The organism is Geothermobacter hydrogeniphilus (genome assembly GCF_002898515.1).
GTDB lineage: Bacteria > Desulfobacterota > Desulfuromonadia > Desulfuromonadales > Geothermobacteraceae > Geothermobacter_A.
The window spans coordinates 1-23,156 of sequence record NZ_PPFX01000015.1; the positions used below are offsets into that span (position 1 = coordinate 1).

At 61.1% G+C, this 23,156-nt stretch carries 20 protein-coding genes; 14 read left to right on the forward strand and 6 right to left on the reverse strand.

From position 1 onward, the window contains the following. Window positions 1-370 precede the first annotated feature (370 nt). From C2E25_RS08040 to C2E25_RS08055, 4 genes are all read left to right on the forward strand, one after another. The gene (locus tag C2E25_RS08040) at window positions 371-1,096 is read left to right on the forward strand and encodes a response regulator (RefSeq protein ID WP_103115246.1); all 726 of its coding nucleotides are present in this window, start codon (window positions 371-373) and stop codon (window positions 1,094-1,096) included. Further along, entirely contained in the window at window positions 1,086-2,870 is a 1,785-nt protein-coding gene (locus C2E25_RS08045) for a sensor histidine kinase (RefSeq protein ID WP_158247188.1), read from the forward strand. The genes C2E25_RS08040 and C2E25_RS08045 overlap by 11 nt, the downstream gene beginning before the upstream one ends. 238 nt (window positions 2,871-3,108) lie before the next feature. Beyond that, window positions 3,109-4,191 (forward strand): chorismate synthase, encoded by a 1,083-nt coding sequence (gene aroC, locus C2E25_RS08050; RefSeq protein ID WP_103115248.1) that lies wholly within the window; start codon window positions 3,109-3,111, stop codon window positions 4,189-4,191. Between the two features lie 62 nt (window positions 4,192-4,253). Beyond that, complete coding sequence (locus tag C2E25_RS08055; RefSeq protein WP_103115249.1) at window positions 4,254-4,949, forward strand: SDR family oxidoreductase; 696 nt, start codon at window positions 4,254-4,256, stop codon at window positions 4,947-4,949. Window positions 4,950-4,953: 4 nt separating this feature from the next. Here the strand turns inward: C2E25_RS08055 and C2E25_RS08060 are convergent, their stop codons facing one another. From C2E25_RS08060 to C2E25_RS08080, 5 genes are all read right to left on the reverse strand, one after another. After that, window positions 4,954-5,403 carry a hypothetical protein gene (locus C2E25_RS08060; RefSeq protein WP_103115250.1) on the reverse strand — a complete coding sequence of 150 codons (450 nt, stop codon included), beginning with the start codon at window positions 5,401-5,403 and terminating at the stop codon, window positions 4,954-4,956. Further along, the gene (locus C2E25_RS08065) at window positions 5,396-6,466 is read right to left on the reverse strand and encodes a type IV pilus twitching motility protein PilT (RefSeq protein WP_103115251.1); all 1,071 of its coding nucleotides are present in this window, start codon (window positions 6,464-6,466) and stop codon (window positions 5,396-5,398) included. Before C2E25_RS08065 ends, C2E25_RS08060 begins: the two co-directional genes overlap by 8 nt. Before the next feature lie 268 nt (window positions 6,467-6,734). After that, a complete protein-coding gene (locus C2E25_RS08070) occupies window positions 6,735-8,156 on the reverse strand; it encodes a carbon starvation protein A (RefSeq protein ID WP_103115252.1) in 1,422 nt (473 codons plus the stop codon). A 210-nt stretch (window positions 8,157-8,366) separates the two neighbouring features. Beyond that, the gene (gene btsR, locus C2E25_RS08075; RefSeq protein WP_103115253.1) at window positions 8,367-9,077 is read right to left on the reverse strand and encodes a two-component system response regulator BtsR; all 711 of its coding nucleotides are present in this window, start codon (window positions 9,075-9,077) and stop codon (window positions 8,367-8,369) included. Then, complete coding sequence (locus C2E25_RS08080) at window positions 9,074-10,753, reverse strand: sensor histidine kinase (RefSeq protein WP_103115254.1); 1,680 nt, start codon at window positions 10,751-10,753, stop codon at window positions 9,074-9,076. The genes btsR and C2E25_RS08080 overlap by 4 nt, the downstream gene beginning before the upstream one ends. 189 nt (window positions 10,754-10,942) lie before the next feature. Here C2E25_RS08080 and C2E25_RS17960 point away from each other — a divergent pair, with 189 nt between their 5' ends. Further along, the gene (locus tag C2E25_RS17960) at window positions 10,943-11,209 is read left to right on the forward strand and encodes a GSU3128 family (seleno)protein (RefSeq protein ID WP_269845101.1); all 267 of its coding nucleotides are present in this window, start codon (window positions 10,943-10,945) and stop codon (window positions 11,207-11,209) included. 110 nt (window positions 11,210-11,319) lie between these two features. Here the strand turns inward: C2E25_RS17960 and tsaA are convergent, their stop codons facing one another. Further along, window positions 11,320-12,042, reverse strand: coding sequence for a tRNA (N6-threonylcarbamoyladenosine(37)-N6)-methyltransferase TrmO (tsaA, locus tag C2E25_RS08090; RefSeq protein WP_103115256.1), 723 nt, complete (start codon window positions 12,040-12,042; stop codon window positions 11,320-11,322). Window positions 12,043-12,312: 270 nt separating this feature from the next. On the opposite strand from tsaA, the gene pstS reads away from it, so the two are divergent. The 9 genes from pstS (at window position 12,313) to clpB (ending at window position 22,969) form a co-directional block, all read left to right on the forward strand. Then, window positions 12,313-13,365 carry a phosphate ABC transporter substrate-binding protein PstS gene (gene pstS, locus C2E25_RS08095; RefSeq protein ID WP_420094622.1) on the forward strand — a complete coding sequence of 351 codons (1,053 nt, stop codon included), beginning with the start codon at window positions 12,313-12,315 and terminating at the stop codon, window positions 13,363-13,365. A 109-nt stretch (window positions 13,366-13,474) separates the two neighbouring features. Further along, window positions 13,475-14,398 carry a phosphate ABC transporter permease subunit PstC gene (gene pstC / locus C2E25_RS08100; RefSeq protein ID WP_103115295.1) on the forward strand — a complete coding sequence of 308 codons (924 nt, stop codon included), beginning with the start codon at window positions 13,475-13,477 and terminating at the stop codon, window positions 14,396-14,398. Beyond that, on the forward strand, window positions 14,395-15,240 hold the full coding sequence (gene pstA, locus C2E25_RS08105) for a phosphate ABC transporter permease PstA (RefSeq protein ID WP_103115258.1): 846 nt from the start codon (window positions 14,395-14,397) through the stop codon (window positions 15,238-15,240). Before pstC ends, pstA begins: the two co-directional genes overlap by 4 nt. Window positions 15,241-15,303: 63 nt before the next feature. Then, window positions 15,304-16,098, forward strand: a complete 795-nt coding sequence (gene pstB, locus C2E25_RS08110; RefSeq protein ID WP_103115296.1) for a phosphate ABC transporter ATP-binding protein PstB — start codon at window positions 15,304-15,306, stop codon at window positions 16,096-16,098. A gap of 10 nt (window positions 16,099-16,108) precedes the next feature. Continuing rightward, window positions 16,109-16,768, forward strand: coding sequence for a phosphate signaling complex protein PhoU (gene phoU, locus C2E25_RS08115; protein WP_103115259.1), 660 nt, complete (start codon window positions 16,109-16,111; stop codon window positions 16,766-16,768). 815 nt (window positions 16,769-17,583) lie between these two features. Then, entirely contained in the window at window positions 17,584-18,963 is a 1,380-nt protein-coding gene (locus tag C2E25_RS08120; protein ID WP_233189377.1) for a sigma-54 interaction domain-containing protein, read from the forward strand. A 394-nt stretch (window positions 18,964-19,357) separates the two neighbouring features. After that, on the forward strand, window positions 19,358-19,807 hold the full coding sequence (locus C2E25_RS08125; protein WP_158247189.1) for an Hsp20/alpha crystallin family protein: 450 nt from the start codon (window positions 19,358-19,360) through the stop codon (window positions 19,805-19,807). A 51-nt stretch (window positions 19,808-19,858) separates the two neighbouring features. After that, entirely contained in the window at window positions 19,859-20,251 is a 393-nt protein-coding gene (locus C2E25_RS08130) for an Hsp20/alpha crystallin family protein (protein WP_103115262.1), read from the forward strand. Between the two features lie 120 nt (window positions 20,252-20,371). After that, window positions 20,372-22,969, forward strand: a complete 2,598-nt coding sequence (gene clpB, locus C2E25_RS08135) for an ATP-dependent chaperone ClpB (protein ID WP_103115263.1) — start codon at window positions 20,372-20,374, stop codon at window positions 22,967-22,969. The last annotated feature ends 187 nt before the right edge of the window (window positions 22,970-23,156 follow it).

Here is a 23,156-nt window from a genome sequence, read left to right on the forward strand (position 1 = left end):
TGCGACGTAGCTGCCGCTACGCCTCCGCGCTCATCGAGGCAGCGCCTTGATTTGACCCTGAATCAGTGAATCCCTTGTCGGCGGATAGCACAAGTCATTGATCTGTCTGAGCTTTCCAAAAATCACCAGCGAACCTATGGGTGCGCTTCAGATTTTTGGAATTCCCATCCAGGCCAAGCACTTGGACTCTCCATCCAACAGGAACTCACTGATTCAGGTTGATAAAAAATCCAGCGTCTTGGAACGGTGGGATGGAATTGTCGATTGAGAGTTTGTAATGCCCGGTTCACGTCTTTCCTAACAGAATGCCAACAATATGATATTACTGTTCCCTGAAACTGCGCTGCATACCTGAAAACAGGATTATCCCATGGCCGACAAAACAATTCTCATCATCGAGGACGAAGAGGACATTCTCGCCCTGGTGCACTACAACCTCGCCCGTGACGGTTTCCAGGTCGTCTGCGCTACGTCCGGGGAGGATGGGTTGCGGATGGTAGCCGAGCACCGCCCTGACCTGGTGCTGCTCGATCTGATGCTGCCGGGGGTGGATGGCCTTGAAGTCTGCCGCCGTCTGCGTTCGGGCGCGGAAACGGCGGCACTGCCGATTGTCATGATGACCGCCAGGGGGGAGGAGAGTGACGTGGTGACCGGCCTTGAACTCGGTGCCGATGACTATGTCACCAAGCCCTTCAGTCCGAAAATTCTCATTGCCCGGGTGCGTGCGGTGCTGCGGCGACGGAGCGGGGCGGGGAGCGAAGGCGGCAATGACGAGGTCCTGGTCCATGGCGAGCTGACGATTCATCCGGGTCGCAAAGAGGTTCAGGTGGGGGGCGTCCCGGTTGAACTGACCTTCACGGAATTCCGAGTTCTCCATTTTCTTGCCGGTCGGCCCGGTTGGGTCTTCACCCGCTACCAGATTGTCAACGCCGTGCGCGGTGAGGATTATGCCGTGACCGACCGGGCGGTGGATGTGCAGATCGTCGGATTGAGAAGGAAACTCGGGCCCTGTGGCGCGCTGATCGAAACAGTGCGCGGGGTCGGTTATCGCTTCAAGGATCTCGATGCCGAAGTCCGGAGCAGCCATGGCCCGTAAGCGCCTGCTCTGGCATATTTTTCCCGCTTACCTGCTGGTGACCCTGGTCGCCCTGTTCGGCGTGACCTGGTACATGACCCACGCCCTGCGCCAGTTCCACATGCAGCAGGCTGAGGCCGATCTGCTGGCGCGGGCGCGGATGCTGGCCTACCAGTTGCGCGGTCAGGTCGATCTCCGCCATGCCCTGTGGATCGACAGCCAGTGCAAGGCATTGGGAAAACGGACCGGTACCCGGCTGACCGTGGTGCTGGCCGACGGCAAGGTGCTCGGTGATTCGGATAAGGATCCGCAGCGGATGGACAACCACGCCGGACGTCCGGAGATCATTGCCACCCGCTCCAGGAAAATCGGTCGTGCGGTGCGCTTCAGTCATACCCTGGGAAAACCCCTGATGTACGTGGCCGTCCCGGCGGTTGATGGTGACAAGGTGGTCGGCAGTATTCGCGCCGCTTTGCCGATGACCGCGGTGGAAGCGGCGCTGCAGGATATCCACTGGCGTATTTTCGTCGGCGGGGTGCTGGTGGCGTTTTTTGCCGCGCTGGTCAGTCTCTGGATCGCGCGGCGTGTCAGTCGGCCACTGGAGGAGATGAAGCGCGGCGCCGAGCGGTTTGCCCGTGGAGAGCTGGAGTCAAGGTTACAGGTCGGCGGTTCGGAAGAGGCCCGGAGCCTGGCCGAGGCGATGAACCGCATGGCGGCGGAACTCCACGGCCGCATCCGGACGGTGCTGCAGCAGCGCAACGAAATCGAGGCGGTTCTTTCGAGTATGGTCGAGGGGGTTCTGGCGGTTGATGTCGACGAGCGGCTGTTGCGCCTGAACCGTGCCGCGGCAGAGATGCTCGGCGTCAGTCCCGAGGGGGCGGTCGGCCGGCCGGTGCAGGAAGTGGTGCGCAAGGTCGACCTGCAGCGGTTCGTCCGTCTGGCGCTGGGCAGCAGCGAGCCGGTCGAGGATGACCTGGTGCTGCATGGTTCCCGGGATTGTTACCTGCAGGCCCATGGTACCCGCCTGGCCGGTTCCGGAGGACAACAGCTCGGAGCCCTGATCGTTCTCAACGATGTCACCCGGTTGCGGCGGCTGGAGCGGGTCCGCAGTGATTTTGTCGCCAATGTTTCGCATGAACTGAAGACACCGATAACCGCCATCAAGGGATTTGTCGAAACTCTGATTGACGGCGGTATCGAACAGCCGGAGGATGCCCGGCGCTTTCTCGGCATTGTTCTCAGGCAGGCCGAGCGGCTCAATGCCATCATCGAGGACCTGCTGCAGCTCTCCCGCATCGAGCAGGAGGCGGGGCTGGAGGGCATCCCCCTGGAGCCGGGCGATATCACCCCGTTGCTGCGCAGCGCCCTGCAGGCCTGCTGTATGCAGGCCGAGCAGGAGTCCATTCCTCTCCGCCTCGAATGTCCCGAGTCGCTGCCGGCGAGCATCAACGGGCCGCTGCTGGAGCAGGCGGTGACCAACCTGGTCGACAATGCCGTCAAGTACAGTCCGGCCGGTGCCGAGGTGCTGATCCGGGCCGAGCGTCTCGACCGGGAGACGATCATCGAGGTGCGCGATCAGGGTTGTGGAATTCCCGCCGAGCATCTCTCCCGCCTGTTCGAACGCTTTTACCGGGTCGACAAGGCCCGCAGTCGCAAGCTCGGCGGCACCGGGCTCGGACTGGCGATCGTCAAGCACATCGTCCAGGCCCACAGTGGCACGGTCAGCGTCGAGAGCGAACCGGGGCAGGGGAGCTGCTTCACCATCCACCTGCCCGACGCCCCTGACCGGTCGTGAGGCGCTCCAATGCCGAATCGGAGCAGGACACTTGCCCTTCCAGCGAACATTCCAAGGCCGATCAAAAGTGCCCGGATGCGAGGCGCCCAAAGTCTGAGGAGTGAGGCGTAGCGGTAGCTACGTTGCAGCGACGAGGGCGAGGGCAACGAAGCAGACGGGCGCTTTTCATCGGCCCTGGGACTTCCTTTTCCCGTCCCTTCGGCTATAATGGGCCTCATTTCCAGCCGAGGAGCCCATTATGTCGAGCAGTTTCGGAACCCTGTATAAAGTCAGTACCTTCGGTGAATCCCATGGGATCGGTGTCGGCGCCGTCGTTGACGGCTGTCCGGCCAACCTGGAGCTTTCCGAGGCTGATATCCAGCCCCAGCTCGACCGTCGTCGGCCCGGGCAGTCCGATCTGACCACCCCGCGCCAGGAAGCGGATCGGGTATCGATCCTTTCCGGGGTGGAAAACGGCAAAACCCTCGGCACGCCCATCGGGCTGCTGGTGCGCAACAAGGACCAGCGTCCCGGCGACTACGGCGAAATGAGCCGGGTGCCGCGCCCCTCGCACGCCGACTACACCTACCAGGTCAAGTACGGCAACCGCGCCGCCAGCGGCGGCGGTCGTTCCAGCGCCCGCGAGACCATCGGCCGGGTGGCGGCGGGGGCGATTGCCGAAAAGATACTGAAACAGTACTGGGGCATCGAGATCGTTGCCTGGGTTTCCAGCATCGGCAACGTACGCTGCGGCGCGGTTGATGCCGACACCCTGACCCGTAAGCAGGTCGACGCTCACCTCACCCGTTGTCCCGATGCCGCCGTCGCCGAACAGATGGCCGAGTTGGTACGCGAGGTGCGCGACGCCGCCGATTCGATCGGCGGGGTGGTCTCCTGTGTCTGTCGCGGGGTTCCGGCCGGATGGGGCGAGCCGGTGTTCGACAAGCTTGAGGCGAGACTGGCCCAGGCGATGCTGTCGCTGCCGGCCACCAAGGGCTTCGAGATCGGCTCCGGGTTCGCCGGCACCGAGCTGCTCGGCTCGCAGCACAACGACCTGTTTGTCCGCAAGGGAAAACGGCTCGGCACCCTCACCAATCACGCCGGCGGCGTGCTCGGCGGGATCTCCAGCGGTGAATCGATCCTTTTTCGCACTGCCTTCAAGCCGGTGGCGACCATCGGCAAGAGCCAGCAGACGGTCGATTTCGACGGCAAGCCGGCGGTCATGGAGGCCAAGGGGAGGCATGATCCCTGCGTGGTGCCGCGGGCGGTGCCGATCGTCGAAACCATGACCGCCCTGGTACTGGTCGACCTGGCCCTGCGCCAGCAGGCGCGGCAACTCTGAATCAGGAACTGTCCTCGGTTTCGCGCTAGAATGATGGGGAATCCTTTCAGCGGGAGGTCCCAATGGCGGAAACGATCCTCATCACCGGTGCCAATCGTGGCATTGGTTTCGAACTGGCGTGTGCTTTTCTCACGCGGGGCTGGCAGGTGCTGACCTGCTGCCGCGATCCTGAACAGGCGGCTGACCTGCAGCGCCTGGACGCGGAAAGTGGCAAGGTTGAGATCCTGCGGCTCGATGTTGCCGAGCCGGATCAGATCGCGACCCTCACCGCCGCCCTTGCCGGTCGTCCCATCGACATCCTCTTTCACAACGCCGGTCTCTTCGGCCCTCGTGACCAGGCTTTCGGTAACACCGATCCGGAGCAATGGCTGGAGGTCTTTCGGGTCAATGTGATCGCTCCGCAGAAGCTGACCGAGTCCCTGGTCGAAAATGTCGCCGGCTCCGGGCGTAAAACGGTCGCGATCATGGGCAGTCAGCTCGGCTGCATCGGTGACAACAGTTCCGGGGCCTGGCCGATCTATCGTACCAGCAAGGCGGCGGCGCACATGCTGATGCGCACCCTGGCGTTTGATCTCAAAGCGCGCGGCATCACCGTGGTCGCCTTTCATCCCGGCTGGGTGCGGACCCGCATGGGGGGCGCCGAGGCGCCGCTGGAACCGGCTGAGGCGGCGGCCGGTCTGACCCGGCAGCTGCTCAGCCTGAACCCGGCCGACTCCGGCAGCCTGATTCATATGGATGGGCGGCGACTCGGCTGGTAGGATGTCAACCTTCGATGGTCAGCAGGAAGCGGGGGTTGAGATAGAGAATCTGGTCCGGTAGCAGGCAGGCGACAAAGCGTTTGTCGTCGTTGAGAAAATCCTTGACCCGGCCGCGACTGCCGGACAGGTTGACGTGGATCTCGGCACTGAAACGATGGCCGAGAATGGTTTCCAGTCGTACCAGGTGACGTTGGCCGAGCAGCAGCAGCGGATCGAGTTCCTCCTTCCGTCCGACCTGGACACTGATCACCTGGTCGAGGTTAACCAGGATAACATCCTCAGTCCGGCGCAGCGGCAGAAAACGCTCTTCGTCGTTGAGGACTTCACCGACCCGCTGCATGCCTTCGTGGTGCGGACTGACCAGCTGCAGAAACATTTCTCCCGCCAGTTGCCTGCCGTCGCTCAGAACCAGCAGGACACTGCGGGTCGCGGTTGCCAGGCGTCGGTCACTCATGGTTCACCGCCTTGAGCATGGGCGCGAACTGCGCCTTGTTGTGGGCAAAACGGTGGGCTTCCTCGGCGCTGATTCTTTTTTCCCTGAGCAGCTCCTGCAGCGCCTGGTCCATCAGCTGCATCCCCTCTCCCCTGCCGGTCTGAATCACTGACGGGATCTGGAAGGTCTTGCCTTCGCGGATCAGGTTGGCCACCGCCGGGGTGACGCTGAGAATCTCCAGGGCAGCGCAGCGCTTGCCGTCGACAGTGCGCGGCAGTTGCTGGGCCACCACCCCCTTGAGCGATTCGGCGAGCATGGTGCGGATCTGTTCCTGCTGCGAGGTCGGGAAGACGTTGATAATGCGGTCGACGGTCTTGGCGGCGCTGCTGGTGTGCAGGGTGCCGAACACCAGGTGCCCGGTTTCAGCAGCGGTGATCGCCAGTTCGATGGTTTCCAGGTCACGCATTTCGCCGACCAGGATGATGTCCGGATCCTCGCGCAGGGCCGCCTTGAGCGCGGTGGCGAAACTTTCGGTGTGATTGCCGACCTCGCGCTGATTGATCAGACTCTTCCGGCTCTGGTGGACGAATTCGATCGGATCCTCGACGGTGAGAATATGCTCGGTGCGGGTGCGGTTGACATGGTCGATCATTGCTGCCAGGGTGGTCGATTTGCCGCTGCCGGTCGGGCCGGTGACCAGCACCAGCCCTTTTTTGTGCTCGGTGAAACGCAGCACCGTTTGCGGCAGACCGAGCTGCTCGGCGCTGAGGATTTCGGTCGGGATGATGCGGAAAACGGCGCTGATGCCGAGTCTCCCCCAGAAGATATTGGCGCGAAAACGGGCCTTGAGAGCCGGGGCTTCGTAGGCGAAATCGAGATCCCGCCGCTGCTCGAATTCATCCCGCTGCGCCTCGTTCATGATCTCGTAGAGCAGCGCCTGGCACTGCGGGTGGCTCAGTACCTTCGAATGTGCCGGTTGCAGTTGTCCGCCGGCGCGCATCAGCGGGGGATTCTGCGGTGAAAGGTGCAGGTCAGAGCCCCCCTTCTCCTGGAGGATTTTGAACAGTCCGTCAATTTTGGCCATTGAAACTCCCGGTAGGTGTTTGTCTCCGGGGGGAAGTGGATCGCCTTGAAAGAGGCGGGCTGCCCCCGGTATTCATGGGTGGACTGTTTCCTTATCGGCACAGTGGTGGAGAATATTAATCCGCGGGGCTGCGGGAGGGGCTGGTCTTGGTATTGACTCGACGACGAGTTGCTGTGACAGTTGCCCGGTTGACGGAGAAGGGGGTTGACAATAAACGGGTGGGCAAGGCGGCAGAAACCTGCCGCCTTGCCGGTTGCAGGTGAGGGTTTTAGCTCTCAGTAGCCACTCTCTCGGCTTCCTTGCCGTGGAATTTGATCAAAAAGACCGCCAGGCTGCCCAGGGCAGCGGCAATGCCAGCCCAGGTTGCTATTGGCAGGGACAAGGCAAAGCCAATTTTGGCATAGGCCAGATAGGTGACCGATACGGCAGTCATGAACGTGGCCGGTATGGTGGCGATCCAGTGGTTCTTCTGCTGTTTGATCAGATAGGCGGCGCCGGCCCAGAGGACGACAGTCGCCAGAGTCTGATTGGCCCACCCGAAGTAGCGCCAGATCAGCCCGAAATCGGCACGAGAAACCAGAAAGCCGAGAATGAACATGGGAATTGCCAGCAACAGGCGTTTGTTGATCTGCTGCTGCGGCAGTTTGAGATAGTCGGCAATGATCAGGCGCGCACTGCGAAAGGCGGTGTCGCCCGAGGATATCGGCAGGACGACCACGCCGATGATGGCGAGCAGTCCACCGACCGGGCCCAGCAGGCTGGTGGAGATGTCGTTTACGACGAAAGCGGGGCCTCCCTTGGCCAGGGCGGCATTGAGGGCATCGGCTCCCTGGTAGAAGGACATGCCGAGGGTTGCCCATATCAGGGCGATGACCCCCTCACCGATCATGGCGCCATAAAAAAGCGGCCGACCATGCTTTTCGTTGCCGACACAACGGGCCATCAGGGGGGATTGGGTGGCGTGGAAGCCACTGATGGCGCCGCAGGCGATGGTGATGAACATCAGCGGCCAGAGGGGCAGTCCCTTGGGATGAATATTGCCCAGGGTTGCCTGCGGGAAAAAGTGGTAGCCTTTGGCGATCAGGGCGACGGTCAGTCCGACCGCCATGAAGATCAATACCGCCCCGAACAGCGGATAAATGCGGCCGATGATTTTCTGTATCGGCAGGATGGTGGCCAGGAAATAGTAGGCGAAGATGATCGCCACCCAGACGGGGACCGTCCAGCCACTCAGGTTGCCGAGCAGTTTGGCGGGGCCGAGAACGAAGACCACCCCGACCAGCAGCAGCAGGATAATGGAAAAAATCCGCATGAACTGACGGAAGAAACTGCCGAGTTGATCCCCGACGACGTCGGGAACGCTTTTCCCCTCATGTCGCAATGAGAGCATGCCTGAGAAATAGTCATGTACCGCGCCGCCGAAGATACAGCCGATGACAATCCAGATCAGTGCTGACGGCCCGTACAGGGCGCCCAGGATTGGACCGAAAATCGGACCCAGTCCGGCGATATTGAGCAGCTGGATGAGCCATATTTTCTTGGGGGACATTTCGACATAATCGACTCCGTCGGCCATGCTGCAGGCCGGAGTGGGACGGTTCGGGTCCGGGCCGAAAATGTTGTCGACTGTTTTCCCGTAAATGAAGTAGCCCAGCAAGAGCGCCGCGATGCAACCGAAGAAGTAGAGCATGATCGTCCTCCTGAAGATGAGTTTGACTTTACCCTAGCTTCTGATGCGGATGGTTGAAAGATGGGGAATGATAACCGGCGGGATAAGCCCGCGTCCGGTTCGTGGGCGTTCGCAAGCGGTTGTCGGGTGTGGCTCCTGGACGGGTCTTATGCCGGGCGAAGCGCCTGAAGCCTGGATTGTTGGCAGGTCATGAAAATCCGGGCAGGAAGATCAGAGGCCGAGTACCTGTTTGAGCTGCCTGAGGTAGCGCCTGCTGATCGGGATTCTGGCCCCGGCGCGAGTGAGAATTTCGCCGAAGCCGCCCTCGAGCAGGCTGATTTCGTCAATTTTCTCGAGGTTGACCAGGTATTGCTTGTGACACTGCAGCAACAGTGGTGAACGGGACAGGACCTTGAGGGTCAGTTCGGTAAAGAAGGAGCCGTTGTCCGTGTGCAGATGAATGCCGCTCGCACTAGAATGGACATGGTCGATGTCTTCGGTCGCAACCAGTTTGATCCGGTGACCTTTCAGACAGGGGATGCGCTGCAGTTCGGGGGGCTGGTGACGGGGCACCGTGTTTTTCTCGAGCAGTTCCTTGAGCTTGGTTACGGTCTTGGCCAGGCGTTCCGGGGCGACGGGCTTGAGCAGGTAATCGAGAGTCTTTTCTTCGAAGGACTGCAGGGCATAGTCGTCATGGGCCGTGACGAAGACCACATGCGGCATCAGTTCGCTGTCGATCATGCTCAGCAGGGTGAAGCCGTCGATGACCGGCATGTCAATATCGAGGAACAGGACCTGGGGGTGAAACTTGCGGATACTGCGCAGTGCCTCGAGGGCGTTCGGGCAGGAGGCGAGCAGTTCGAACTCTCCGGTGGCTTCCAGCAGCGTCGCCAGTTCTTCGCGAGCGTTTCTTTCATCGTCGACCAGCAGGGCTCGAATCATGGTTTTGGTCCTCCCGGTTTCGGCAGTTTTATGCGGGCGCGGGTCCACTGCTCCGGCAGGCAGCTGAGACGGACTCCGTAGGATGGTCCGTAGATATTGCGAATGCGTTTGTCGACCAGGTCGATGCCGAGGCCGTTCTGCTGTTCCTGTTCACAGTAGCTGGCGGCGTTGTCCTCGATGACAATTTCCACGAAATCTTCCCGTTCTCGGGCGCTGATGGCGATATGTCCGCCTTCCAGCAGGTTGGCGATGCCGTGCTTGACGGCATTTTCCACCAGTGGCTGCAGGGTGAAGACGGGTATCTGGAGCGGCTCAAGGGCCGGGTCGATATCGAAACTGACCTGCAGCCGATCGGCGAAGCGCGCCTCCTCAATTTTCAGGTAGGACTGGACATGGGCCACCTCTTCGGCGAGGCTGGCGAGATCACCGGTGCGTTTAAGGTTTTTGCGCAGAAAAGTGGAGAGGTGTAGCAGCAGGCTGCGCGCTTCTTCGGCATCGCGAGTCACGATGGCGCGGATGGTGTTCAGGGCGTTGAAAAGGAAGTGGGGGTTGACCTGGGCCTGGGCCAGGCGGAGTTCGGATTGCAGCAGCAGGTCCTTCTGGCTTTGAAACCGGCTGCGCAGCAACTGATTGGAAAAGAGATGGGCCAGTCCCTTGCCGAGGGCCCGGTTGATATTCAGGAAGAGTTTCTGTTTCGGCTCATAGAGCTTGATGGTGCCCACCACTTCGTCGTCGCACATCAAGGGGACAATCAATGCCGAGCCGAGGGGACAGTCTTCACTTACGGTACAGATGAATTTTCGCTGATGACCATCGGCGAAGACGACCCTCTTTTCACGCATGGCCGTTTTGCAGAGCGGCGACTGTACCGGGGATCCCGGCAGGTGATGATCGGCTCCCAGACCGGTGAACGCCAGCAACTCGTCGGCGTTGGAGATGGCGACGGCGCCGACTCCGGTCTCCCGGTAAATGACCTCGGCGATCCGGGTGGCGGTCTCCCGGTTGAATCCCTGGCTCAGCAGGTCCAGCGTTTTCTCGGCGATCTTCAGGGCCTTGGCGCTGGAGATCACGCCGACCCGGTCACGCACGCTTTTCTGGTCACGGATGATGCTGATGAACAGCGCCGCGCCGACCGAATTGGTTAGCATCATCGGTAGAGCGATGGTTCTGACCAGGGCAAAGGCGTCCTGCCATGGACGTGACAGCAGCAGGATGACCGTCATTTGCAGCGTTTCGGCGGCGAAGGTTGTGGCCAGGACGACCGCCGGACTGAATCGTTTGTCCGCCAGGTTGCGGCGGGTCAGGTGTTGGTAGACCAGTCCACCGACCAGCCCCTCAAGGGTTGTCGAAATACCGCAGGAGAGGGCGGTGAATCCACCCAGGGTATAGCGATGCAGGCCGCCGGTCAGACCGGTGGCCAGTCCTAGGCCGGGACCGCCGATAATGCCGGCCAACACTGGCCCGATGGCACGGGTATTGGCAATGGCTCCCTTGACCGGTAACCCGAAGTAGGTCCCGAGAATGGAGAAACTGGAGAAGATGAGATAAAGTAAAAATTTCTGGCGGAACGGGAGCACTTCCGAGGTCAGGGGGCGAAAGGCTGGTGATTTGGTAAACAGGTAGGCGATCACGACAAAGACCGACATCTGTTGCAGCAGGTCGATGATCAGGGTCATGGGTAAGTCCTTGCTTGGTTGCCTTGCCCGGAGTTTCGCGATGCCCGGTGGTGTCAGCAGCAGACGATGCAATCTTAGAACCAACCCTGAGACCGGTAAAGGCTTTTGAGGGCCACCGGTTGTTTGCCGCTGGTGACCGGTTGGAGCCGGCAGGGTTCAGTGCCGGGGAAACAAAAAAGAGAGGAATCAATGAAAATCCGCAACAAGTTTTTCGACTTCGAGTACAGCGAAGTGCTGGACGTCAAAACCCGCGAACTGATCCGCGTCGCCTGCGCGGTCGCCGTCCACTGCCCCGACTGACTGAAGAAGCACTTCGCGGTCGCGAAGCAGCACGGTGCAAGTGAGGATGAACTCCGCGAGGCGATGGCCTACGGCATGATGGCCCCCGGCGGCCGGGCGAAAAATTTCGCCAAAGCCATGTTGCAGGAGTTGGACTCGCCGGAGGAAGAGGGTTGATGATGACAGTTCCTTGGTCCGCACGAGTCCAGACCCTGCAGAGGCGATACTGATCCTGTCTCTCCGGGGCATGGGGAGTGAAGAAGCGTCTTGTTACTGTTTAGAAAGGGTCAGGCCGGTTCGATTTCGATCACCAGTGGCCCGTCTTCCTCCTCGCGCCAGCGGATGTTGACGCCTGAGAGATTCATGCCGAACTCGCCTGTGCCTTCGCCGTGCCGGTAGCCGGGGCGCGGGTCGAGGGCGAGGGTCTGGACAATCAGGGTTTCCAACTCCTGGCGCCCGGCCAGGGCCTTGCGGGCCGCCGCGCTGAATCGCACCCGGCGTTCTGCCGCCGGGGCCTTGGCGAAGGTGCCGGCCGAGGCATTCTCCACCTGGTCGACGTAGGGGAGATAGGGCTTGATATCGATGATGGGAGTCCGGTCGATCAGGTCGAGGCCGGTCACGACCAGGCCCAGCTTTCCTTCCCGTTGTTCTACGCCGCTCAGTTTGACCACCGACATGCCGATACGATTGGGACGAAAAGGGGAGCGGGTGGCAAAGACACCGCTGCGCCGGTTGCCGCCGAGGCGTGGCGGCCGCACCGTCGGCTGCCATGGCTTGTCGGCCGGAACCTGGTCAAAGAGAAACAGCAGCCAGATGTGGCTGTACTGTTCGATGCCCTTCAGCGCCTCTTTGCGGTTGTAGGGCGGCAGCAGTTCAACGAATCCCTCTGCTGCCGGAACCAGTCCCGGTTGCCTTGGTGCGGCGAACTTCTCCCGAAAAGGAGAGCGCGCCCGGGCGATGATCTTCAGTTGCAGATTCGGCTCGACTGGCTGGTTGATCGGTTCGGACATCGTCGGCACACCTCCTGATTGAACCACATTCTTCTCTTCCTGCCGTTATTCGTCAAGTCCTAACACCGCCCTAACAATGGTTTGCTAACCATGCTGAACTCGGTTTCCGGCCTTTGAACAGATCCTGCTTCCGGTCGCCTTTTGCAGACTTTTAACCGATTGCTAACAGAATCCTAACCCGCCCTCTCCAGAATCGACCGCGTGAATGATCAACAAACGTGGCGCCGGGATGAGCCCGGGCCGAAAAGGAGACTTGAGAGGATGAAACAGATGCTGCAGCAATGTAAACGGATCCTGCTGATCGCTCTGGCCCTGACCCTGGCCGTCGGCGCGGTTCCGGCCCTGGCCAAATCCCGCACCATCAATGGTGCCGGCGCGACTTTCCCGTTCCCGGTCTATTCGCAGTGGGCCTATCAGTACTACCGGGTGGCCAAGGTCAGGCTCAACTATCAGTCGATCGGTTCCGGTGGCGGAATCCGCCAGATCAAAGCCAAAACCGTTGATTTCGGTGCTTCCGATGCCCCCCTCAAGCCGGCCGATCTCGAAGCCGCCGGGCTGCTGCAGTTCCCGATGATCATGGGTGGCGTGGTGCCGGTGGTCAATGTCCCCGGAATCAGCGCGGGGCAGCTGAAGCTTTCCGGGCAGCTGCTGGCCGACATCTTTCAGGGCAAGATCAGTAAATGGAATGACGCCCGCATCCGGGCCGACAACCAGGGGCTTGCCCTTCCCGACCAGGCGATCACCGTGGTGCATCGTTCGGACGGTTCAGGGACCACCTGGATTTTTACCAATTACCTGACCAAGGTTTCGTCCTCCTGGGCGAAAGAGATCGGCAACAACAAGGCGGTCAACTGGCCGGTCGGGGTCGGCGGCAAAGGCAATGAAGGTGTCGCCTCCTATGTCCAGCGGGTCAAGGGTTCCATCGGTTATGTCGAGTACGCCTACGCGCTGCAGAACAAGATGAACCATGTGCTGCTGAAAAACAGTGACGGCAACTACGTCGCTCCGACCAGTGAAACTTTCCAGGCTGCGGCTGCCGGCGCCGATTGGGCCAACGCCAAGGGTTACTACATGGTGCTGACCAATCAGCCGGGGGAAAACAGCTGGCCGATTACCGGTGCGTCCTTCATCCTCATGTACAAGAACCAGGTCAAGCCGGAGACAGCCCGGGCGGTTCTTTCCTTCTTCGACTGGTGTTACAAGAATGGCGGCGAGATCGCCAACAATCTCGACTATGTGCCGATGCCGGCTAAAGTCGTGGACATGGTGGAAGCAACCTGGCGCCAGGAAATCAAGGCTTCCGGAAAGCCGGTCTGGAAGTAGGTTCGAGACGAAACGCTCCTTGCGGGAGCAGAAAACTGATGATCAGAACCGGCCCCCGTTGACGGGGCCGGTTTTGGTGCATAGGCAGTCCGGTTTCGGAGTTGAATACATGCAGACACATCGACGTTTTGATTGGGATCCCGTTTTCCACGTCCTGACTCTTGGCGGGGGGCTGGTCCTGATGCTGGTGGTGGGCGCCATTTTCTGGGAACTCTGGCAGGGCTCCCAGCTGTCGCTGGAAAAATTCGGCTGGTCTTTTCTGGTCACCGAAACCTGGGATCCGGTCAGTGAAACCTTCGGCGCCGCCAGCACCATTTACGGAACCCTGGTTTCGACCCTGATCGCCATGCTGATTGCCGTCCCCTTAAGCCTGGCGATCGCCCTGTTTCTGGTGGAGCTGGCGCCGCCGCGGGTTTCGGCCCTGGTCGGCGGCGGTATCGAATTGCTGGCGGCGATTCCGAGCATCATCTACGGGATGTGGGGCCTGTTCGTCTTTGCCCCCTTCATGTCCGAAACGGTTCAGCCGCTGCTGGCCCATATTCCCGGTCCCTTCTTTACCGGAACGCCGATGGGCATCGGCATGCTCAGTGCCGGGTTTATCCTGGCGCTGATGATCCTGCCCTTTATCACCGCGGTGACCCGTGACATTTTCCGCATGGTGCCGGCGGTGGTCAAGGAATCGGCTTACGGGATGGGGTCGACCACCTGGGAGGTGACCCGCAAGGTGACCATTCCGTACGGCATCCAGGGGATCATCGGCGCCTGTTTTCTCGGTCTCGGGCGTGCCATCGGTGAAACCATGGCGGTGACCTTCGTCATCGGCAACCGGCATGAAATATCCGCCAGCCTGTTCGCCGCCGGCAACAGCATCGCTTCGACCCTGGCCAACGAGTTCACCGAGGCCTCCGAGGATCTCTACCTCAGTTCGCTGGTGGAACTGGGACTGGTGCTGTTCGGTCTGACCCTGCTGCTGCAGATCCTTGCTCAGTGGTGGCTGAAGCGGACCCGGCGCAAGATGGGAGGTGGGCTGTGAGGGAGCGGTCGCCGGCGAGGCGCAAGTTGACCGATCTGCTGGTACGGATTGTTTCCTTGCTGGCCGCCCTGTTCGGTCTCTTCATCCTCGGCTGGATTCTCTACGTGATTATGGCGCGGGGCGTCGGTGCCATCAACTGGGCGTTTTTCACCGAGCTGCCGGCTCCACCGGGAATGATGGGCGGCGGGCTGGCCAATGCCATTGTCGGCACCCTGCTGATTACCGTGCTGGCCAGCCTGATCGGCATCCCCCTCGGGCTGCTGACCGGGGTCTACCTGGCCGAGTTCGGCGGTCAGTCTCGTCTGGCCGAAGCCATCCGCTTCTGCAGCAACCTGCTGATGGGGACCCCCTCGATCATCGTCGGTGTCTTTGTCTACGGACTGATCGTGGTGCCGCTGGGTGATTTCTCCGCCTGGGCCGGCGCCGTCGCCTTGGCGATCATCATGCTGCCGGTGGTGGCCCGGACCACCGAGGAGATGCTCAACCTGGTTCCCGACAGTCTGCGCGAAGCGGCCCTCGGTCTCGGCACGCCACGCTGGAAAACTACCCTGCAGATCCTTTTCCGGGCCGCCGGCAGCGGTCTGGTGACCGGCATTCTGCTGGCCGTGGCCCGGGTCAGCGGTGAAACCGCGCCGCTGTTGTTCACCTCGCTGAACAGCCCGTTCTGGTTCGAGACCCTCAATGAGCCGATCGGCAACCTGACCGTCACCATCTTCAATTACGCGATGAGTCCCTATGCCGACTGGCAGGCCAAGGCCTGGGGCGCCTCGCTGCTGATTACCCTCGGCGTTCTCGGTGCCACCCTGCTGGCCCGCACCACCCTCTGGATGAGGAGAAAATAAACGATGAATATCGCAACCGCAGTTCCCAAGACCGGCCTGGCTCTCAGCCCGGACGGCGACAGTATGGACCGGACACACTCCGACGTCATCAGCCGCCCCCGCGGGGAAGTGAAAATTTCCGCACGCGGGTTGAATTTCTACTACGGCAACCAGCAGGCGCTGGTCAACAATGACCTTGACATTCTGAGCGGCAAGGTGACCGCCATCATTGGACCGTCCGGTTGCGGCAAGTCGACCCACCTGCGCATCTACAACCGGATCTTCGAACTCTACAAGGGACAGCGGGCCACGGGGCAACTGCTGCTTGACGGGGAGAATGTTCTCGATTCGAAAGTCGACGTTCTGGAGTTGCGCCGCCGCATCGGCATGATTTTCCAGAAGCCGACCCCCTTCCCGATGAGCGTGTTCGACAATGTCGCTTATGGGTTGAAGCAGCACTATCTTCTGCCCCGTAGCGAGATGCGGGACCGGGTTGAGGAAGCGCTCAAGGCCGCCGCGCTCTGGGATGAGGTCAACGACAAGCTCGACAAGCCCGGCACCGCCCTTTCAGGCGGTCAGCAACAGCGCCTCTGCATCGCCCGGGCGATCGCCGTGCAGCCCGAGGTGCTGCTGATGGACGAGCCGACCTCGGCCATCGATCCGGTGGCCACGGCCAAGATCGAGGATCTGATCGGCGCCCTGCGCGGTCGCTACACGATTGTCATCGTCACCCACAACATGCAGCAGGCGGCGCGAATTTCCGACTACACCGCCTTCTTCTACCAGGGAACGATCGTTGAGTACGGTGAGACCGAGACCATGTTCACCAAGCCGAAGGTCAAGCAGACCGAGGACTATATTACCGGCCGTTTCGGCTGAGGAGATCAAGATGACTGTGCACATGCTGCGGGAAATGGAAAAACTGAAAAAGATGATTCTCGCCCTGGCGGCGCTGGTTGAAGAGAGTGTCCAGCAGGGTGTTCTCGCCCTGCTGAAAAGAGATGCCGGCCTGGCCCGCAAGGTGATTGAGATGGGAGACCAGGTCAACCAGCTGGAAGTCGACCTGGAGGAAGAGTGCCTGAAAATCCTTGCCCTGCATCAGCCGGTCGCCGTCGATCTGCGCTATATTGTCGCGGTTCTGAAGATCAACAACGATTTCGAACGGATCAACGATCTGGCCGGCAATCTTGCCGAACGCGCCCTGCAGCTGATGAATGAGCCGGAGCTGGAGCCTCCCTTCGCCGTGCAGCGGATGAGTGAGGTGGTGGAGAAGATGCTCAAGAAGACCCTCGATTCCCTGGTCAACATGGACCAGGATCTCGCCATGGAGGTTCTTGATCTTGACGATGAGGTTGACAGCCTGCACCGTGACAGCTTCGCCAGAACCAAGGATCGTATCCGCAACCGGCCGGAGGAACTGGACGGCCTGATTCAGTATCTCTCGATCTCCCGCTACCTGGAGCGGATCGCCGACCTGACCACCAACGTGGCGGAGGATGTGGTGTATATGATTGAAGGGAAGATCATCCGACACCACAACACAGCTTGAGAGGTAGGGCGGCCGATATCCGCACATCTGCTGCGTTGCTCGCACCTTCAGTCGCTGCGACGTAGCCAGAGGCTACGACTCACTCCATCAGTTGCGAGACGCCTTGCATCTGCACGAATCTCGACCGCCTTCAACTTTGGTGCTGGGCGGCCGATACGCACCCGCCTGCTGCGTTATGCTCAGTCTTCGCTCCTCAATGTAGCTGTCGCTACACCTGCGGACTCATCCTTCGCAAGCCTTGCATGCGAATACGTCTCGGCCGCCTTGAAGCAGTGTTGCTGAAGAAAAACGGCTACGGGACTGCGTCTCTTGGTTTTAATGCTTCCTCTGTGTAGCTCGCTTGTCTGCCTCCCTGCGTAGACAGCTTCACGTACCACCACTGCCGGGCGTGGCTACGGGAGCACCGCGGGTTTCGTCATCTGTAGGGTTGGCAAGGGGCAGTGTCCATGCCCGCCGCAGGCGATGGCCCTTTTCTGCTTCCTCTTTTGGGCCAGCAAAAGAGGAAGGCGGCGAGCGGGGCCGCGACCCCGCGGTTTTGCTGCGAGGACGGCCGATATCCGCACATCTGCTGCGTTGCCCTCGGTCTTCAATCCTCGACGTAGCTGTCGCTACGCCTGTGGTTTCAGCCCTCGGGCGCCTTGCATCTGCACGAATCTCGACCGCCTCGGAACGGTGGTGCTGGGGGCGGCCGGCTCCACTTGTTCCCGTAACATCCGCAAACCACAAGCCAATTCCTGCCGCACCCGCCACGCTCCCCCCTTGAAGCCGAGCCGCAGAGCGGTTACATTGTCTGTGTCATGCAATCGACCCCTCCCTTGACAATCGAACACCTTCCCGCGGTCAGGCCCGACCTGGTGGCACTTGGCAACGGTTCGCGCTGGCGGATTGAACGTTGTTCCGCGCGACTGGCCGGGCAGCTTGCTGGTGATCCCGAGTCCCTGCGCGGGAGAGATCTCTCGATCCTGTTCGCCGGCAGCCAGCCGTCACTGGTCGAACTGTTGCGCGAGGTGGTGGAGAAGGACGCGCTTCTCTCCGGGGTTGTCCTGCGTCTTCCTGCCGGCGAGACGGTCAACCTGGCACTGGAGCCGCTGGGACTGAGTGATGATTACAGCGGTTACCGGGTCGCCCTGTTCCTGCAGCAGCACGAGGCTGAACCGCACCGGGAAACCTTCGGCCTGATCGGAAGCAGCCCGGCGATACGCGATGTGCTGCGCAAGATCGAACGTTATGGTCCGACCGAGGCGGCGGTGGTGGTGACCGGGGAGACCGGGACCGGCAAGGAGCTGGTGGCTGCGGCGCTGCACCGGGCCAGTGAGCGGTGCGATGGCCCGCTGGTGGCGGTCAATTGCGCGGCGATCAGTTCCGAGTTGCTTGAGTCGGAACTGTTCGGACATGAAAAGGGTGCGTTTACCGGGGCGATCCGCAGCCATCGCGGTCGCTTCGAACGGGCCGACGGCGGCACCCTGTTTCTCGATGAGGTCGGTGATATGCCGGCCGAGATCCAGGCCAAGTTGTTGCGGGTGCTGGAGACCGGCTGCATTGAGCGGGTCGGTGCCGAGCGGGAACAGCGGGTCGATGTGCGTGTCGTCTGTGCCACCAACGTGCCGCTGGAGCAGGCGGTCGGGGAAGGGCGCTTCCGCGCCGACCTCTACCATCGGCTGGCGGTGCTGCGTATCCACCTGCCGCCGTTGCGGGAACGCATCGAGGATATTCCGCCGCTGGTCGACCATTTCCTGCGGTCCTTCTCGAAAAAATACCGACGGCGTATCGAACGCTTGACGCCCGAGGCTATTTCCCTGCTGCAGGCCTATCTCTGGCCGGGCAATATCCGCGAGTTGCGCAACGTCCTGGAGCGGGTCTTTATCGAGACCCGGGCCGAGGTGATCGGAGCGCGCGCCTTTGCCGAATGGGTGCGGGAGCGGCAGGCGTTCGCGGCCGGCGGCCAGTCGCGGTCGGAGGCTCCGATTGTCCCCCCCTATCCCCTGCCGCAGACTGAACGCCTGCTGGAAGCCCCGGCCGAGCTTTCCAGTCGCGACCGGCACTCCCGTTCCACCTGCCCGGTCGGGTTGACCCGTGAAATGATCCGCGAAGCCCTGGACTATCATCGCGGCAACCTGAGCGCCGCGGCCCGGCGCCTCGGTGTCCATCGCGCCACGCTCTATCGATACCTGAAAAAACTCGGTATTCAGCGCTAGCGGCTGAGCCTAAACGCCCATCTGCGGCGTTGCCCTTCCCCCGCATCAACGACGTACCTTCCGGTACGCCTTATTCTGCAGGGCTGCGGGCGCCTTGCATCTGGGCATTTTTGCCCAGCCTCGGGAACGTGATTTCCATCCTCCTGTCGTTTTCACCTTTCTCTCCACCGGTTTCTGCCTGGCTTGCGACGTCGCAGTTGTCGCAACTGTCGCGGCCCGCGACAGCCGGTTGCTGTCGCAAGTTGGCCGTCTGATCCGCATCAATTCCATAACATACCGAATTTAAAGTAAAAACATTTTTTAAAAGCCTGGCATGACAGTTGTAATGCCTCCTGGCGACAACGCCAACAAGCCTGACGGATCAGGCGAAATCCAACCCAAGGAGGAAAGAGTCATGATCAACTGGAACCTGTTTCGCGAGATGGATCAGATGCGTCGGGAAATGGATGAGATCTTCAACAGCGTCGGTCTCGGCAGCCTGCTGGAGCCCGCTTTTCTGCCCGGTCTCGGTGCCCGCCGCACGCCCCGTTTCAACCTGCTCGAAGATGAGAACAACTTCTACCTCAGCGCCCTGCTGCCGGGTGTCGATCCGAAACAGCTGGAGATGAACGTGGTCGGCAACAGCCTGACCCTGAGCGGCGAGCGGCCCGAGCAGGTGGCTGACGTCAACGCGACCTGGCATCGTCGTGAGCGGGGAGCGGGCAAGTTCCTGCGCACCATCGAGCTGCCGGCGGACGTCAATCCCAACAAGGTTTCGGCGACCTACAAGAATGGTGTGCTGGATGTCACTCTGCCGAAAGCCGAGGCGGCCAAGCCGAAGCAGATCGCCATTAAGGTCGCCTGAGAGCAGAAAATTTTCGACCAGTAACCTGAAAATACTTTAAGGAGTAGAGCCATGACTGATAAAAATCTGACCGTTCAGAACGAGAAGAGCCTGGCAACTGGAGACAACCTGCGTGAGCGCTATGTGGCTCCCGCCGTTGATATCTTCGAGACCGATGAAGGATTGACCTTCATGGCCGACGTGCCGGGCATGAGCAAGGACGATCTGCGGGTTGACATCAACAACGGTATCCTGACCATTGAAGGCAGGGCCGGTTCGGAAACCCCGGGTAAACGGATTTACAGTGAATTCGCTCCGGCCGGCTATTATCGCCAGTTCCATCTGCCCGAACTGCTCGATGGTGACAAGGCGCAGGCCGAACTCCAAGCGGGGGTGCTGACCCTGCACCTGCCGAAGGTCGAGGCGGCCCGGCCGAAGCGGATCGAGATCAAGACGATCCACTGATCTCCCCGCAGCCTGCCGGACTTGTCTGATCGCAGGTCCGGCAGGCTGCCAGGCCGGTTGTCGGATGGCGCCGGCCCTTTTTTTTGGTAATCTTTTCAGGACTTTTTCAAAGAGGTGACTATGGATTTCAACAAGCTGACCCAGAAGAGCCAGGAGGCGGTGCAGGCCGCCCAGAACCTGGCGCAGCGTTTCGGCCATGTCGAGGTTGACGGCGAACACCTGCTGGCCGCCCTGCTCGACCAGGAGGACGGGCTGGCGGTGCGCCTGCTGGAGAAAATGGAGCTTGACCCGGCCGCCCTGCGGCGCGCGCTGCAACAGGAGTTGGACAAGTTGCCGCAGGTTTCCGGGCCGGGTGCCGAGGTGGGGAAAATCTATGTCACCCAGCGACTCAACCGCCTGCTGGTCAAGGCCGAAGAGGAGGCCCGTCAGCTCAAGGATGAATTCGTCAGTGTCGAACACCTGCTGCTGGCCTTTACCGACGAAGATGACAAAAGTCCGGCCGGCCGCATTCTGAAACAATTCAAGATCGACCGTGATCGGCTGCTGCAGGCTTTGACCGGTGTGCGCGGCCATCAGCGGGTGACCAGCCAGGATCCCGAGGGAACCTACGAGGCGCTGCAGAAGTACGGCCGTGACCTGGTGGCCGAGGTGCGCAAGGGTAAACTCGACCCGGTCATCGGCCGGGACGCGGAAATTCGCCGCACCATCCGCATCCTCTCCCGCAAGACCAAGAACAACCCGGTGCTGATCGGTGAGCCGGGGGTCGGCAAGACCGCCATCGTTGAAGGTCTGGCGCAGCGGATCGTCCGTGGTGACGTTCCCGAAGGGTTGAAGGACAAGACCGTCTACGCCCTCGATCTCGGGTCGCTGATCGCCGGGGCCAAGTACCGCGGTGAGTTCGAAGAGCGGCTCAAGGCGGTGTTGGCCGAGATCCGCGAGAGTGCCGGGCGCATCCTGCTGTTCATTGATGAGCTGCACACCATTGTCGGTGCCGGCAAGGCCGAAGGGGCGATGGATGCCGGCAACATGCTCAAGCCGCTGCTGGCGCGTGGCGAACTGCACTGTATCGGTGCCACCACCCTCGATGAATATCGCCTGCATATCGAGAAGGATGCCGCTCTCGAACGCCGCTTCCAGCCGGTACTGGTCGAACCGCCGAGCGTCGAGGATACGGTCAGTATCCTGCGCGGTCTCAAGGAACGCTTCGAAGTGCATCACGGGGTGCGTATCCATGACAACGCCCTGGTCGCCGCGGCGACTCTGTCCGACCGTTATATCTCTGACCGCTTCCTGCCGGACAAGGCGATCGACCTGGTCGATGAAGCCTGCGCCATGATCCGCACCGAGATCGATTCGCTGCCGCAGGAACTCGATGAGGTGACCCGTCGCGGCATGCAGCTGCAGATCGAGGAGGCGGCTCTGACCAAGGAGACCGATGCCGCCAGTATCCAGCGCCTTGAGCAGTTGCGCCGAGAGCTGGCCGACCTGCAGGAACGCCGGAACACCCTGCAGGCGCAGTGGGATAAAGAGAAAGGTGCGATCAAGAAGCTGCAGGCACTGCGCGAGCAGATCGAGCGGACCCGGCAGGAGATCGAACGGGCAGAGCGGAATTACGATCTTAACCGGGCCGCCGAACTGAAGCACGGACAGCTGCCGCAACTGGAGGCCGAGCTGCATCGCCTGGAGGATGAGGGCGAGGTGAGTGGCGGGCTGGTGCGCGAAGCGGTCAGTGATGATGAGATCGCCGATATCGTTTCGCGCTGGACCGGCATTCCGGTCACCCGGCTGATGGAGGGGGAACGGGAAAAGCTGCTCAAACTTGACCAGATTCTGCATCGGCGGGTGATCGGTCAGGACGAGGCGGTGCAGCTGGTAGCCGACGCGGTGATCCGCGCCCGGGCCGGCATCAAGGACCCGAAACGGCCGGTCGGCTCCTTCATCTTTCTCGGCCCGACCGGGGTCGGCAAGACCGAACTGGCACGCACCCTGGCCGAGGCGCTGTTCGATTCGGAAGAGAACCTGGTGCGCATCGACATGTCCGAGTACATGGAAAAACACGCCGTCAGCCGGCTGATCGGCGCGCCCCCCGGTTATGTCGGGTACGACCAGGGCGGCCAGTTGACCGAGGCGGTTCGGCGCAAACCCTACACGGTGATCCTCTTCGATGAGATTGAAAAGGCGCACCCGGAGGTCTTCAACGTGCTGCTGCAGATTCTCGATGATGGCCGGGTGACCGACAGCCAGGGCCGGACCGTTGATTTCAAGAACAGCGTCATCATCATGACCTCGAACATCGGCGCCGAGGATCTGATTGCCGGCATCGACAGCGAAGGGCGGATCCCCGAGGCGACCCGCAACCAGGTGATGCGGGCGCTGCGCAGCAGCTTCCAGCCCGAATTCCTCAACCGGGTCGATGACCTGGTGCTGTTCAAGCCGCTGCAGCGTGATGAAATCGTCCGGATTATCGACCTGCTGGTCGAGCAGCTGCGCGCTCGGCTGGCCGATCGCCAGCTGCAGCTGCAGTTGACTGAGGCCGCCCATGACCTGGTCGCCGAACGCGGCTACGATCCGCAGTACGGCGCGCGCCCCCTCAAACGCTATCTGCAGCACCAGCTGGAGACCCGCATCGGGCGGTTGCTGATCCGTGGCGAGCTTCCCGCCGGGACCTGTCTCAAGGTGGATGTCAAAGACGGTGAGCTGACCGTGGTGCCTGAATAATGCCTGAATCAGTGAGCCCCTTGTCGGCGGACAGCACAAGTCATTGATCTGCCTGAGCTTCCCAAAAATCACCAGCGAACCTATGGGTGCGCTTCAGATTTTTGAAAATCTCATTCAGGCCAAGCACTTGCACTTTCCATCCAACAGGAACTCACTGATTCAGGTAATGGCCATATATATGATTTTA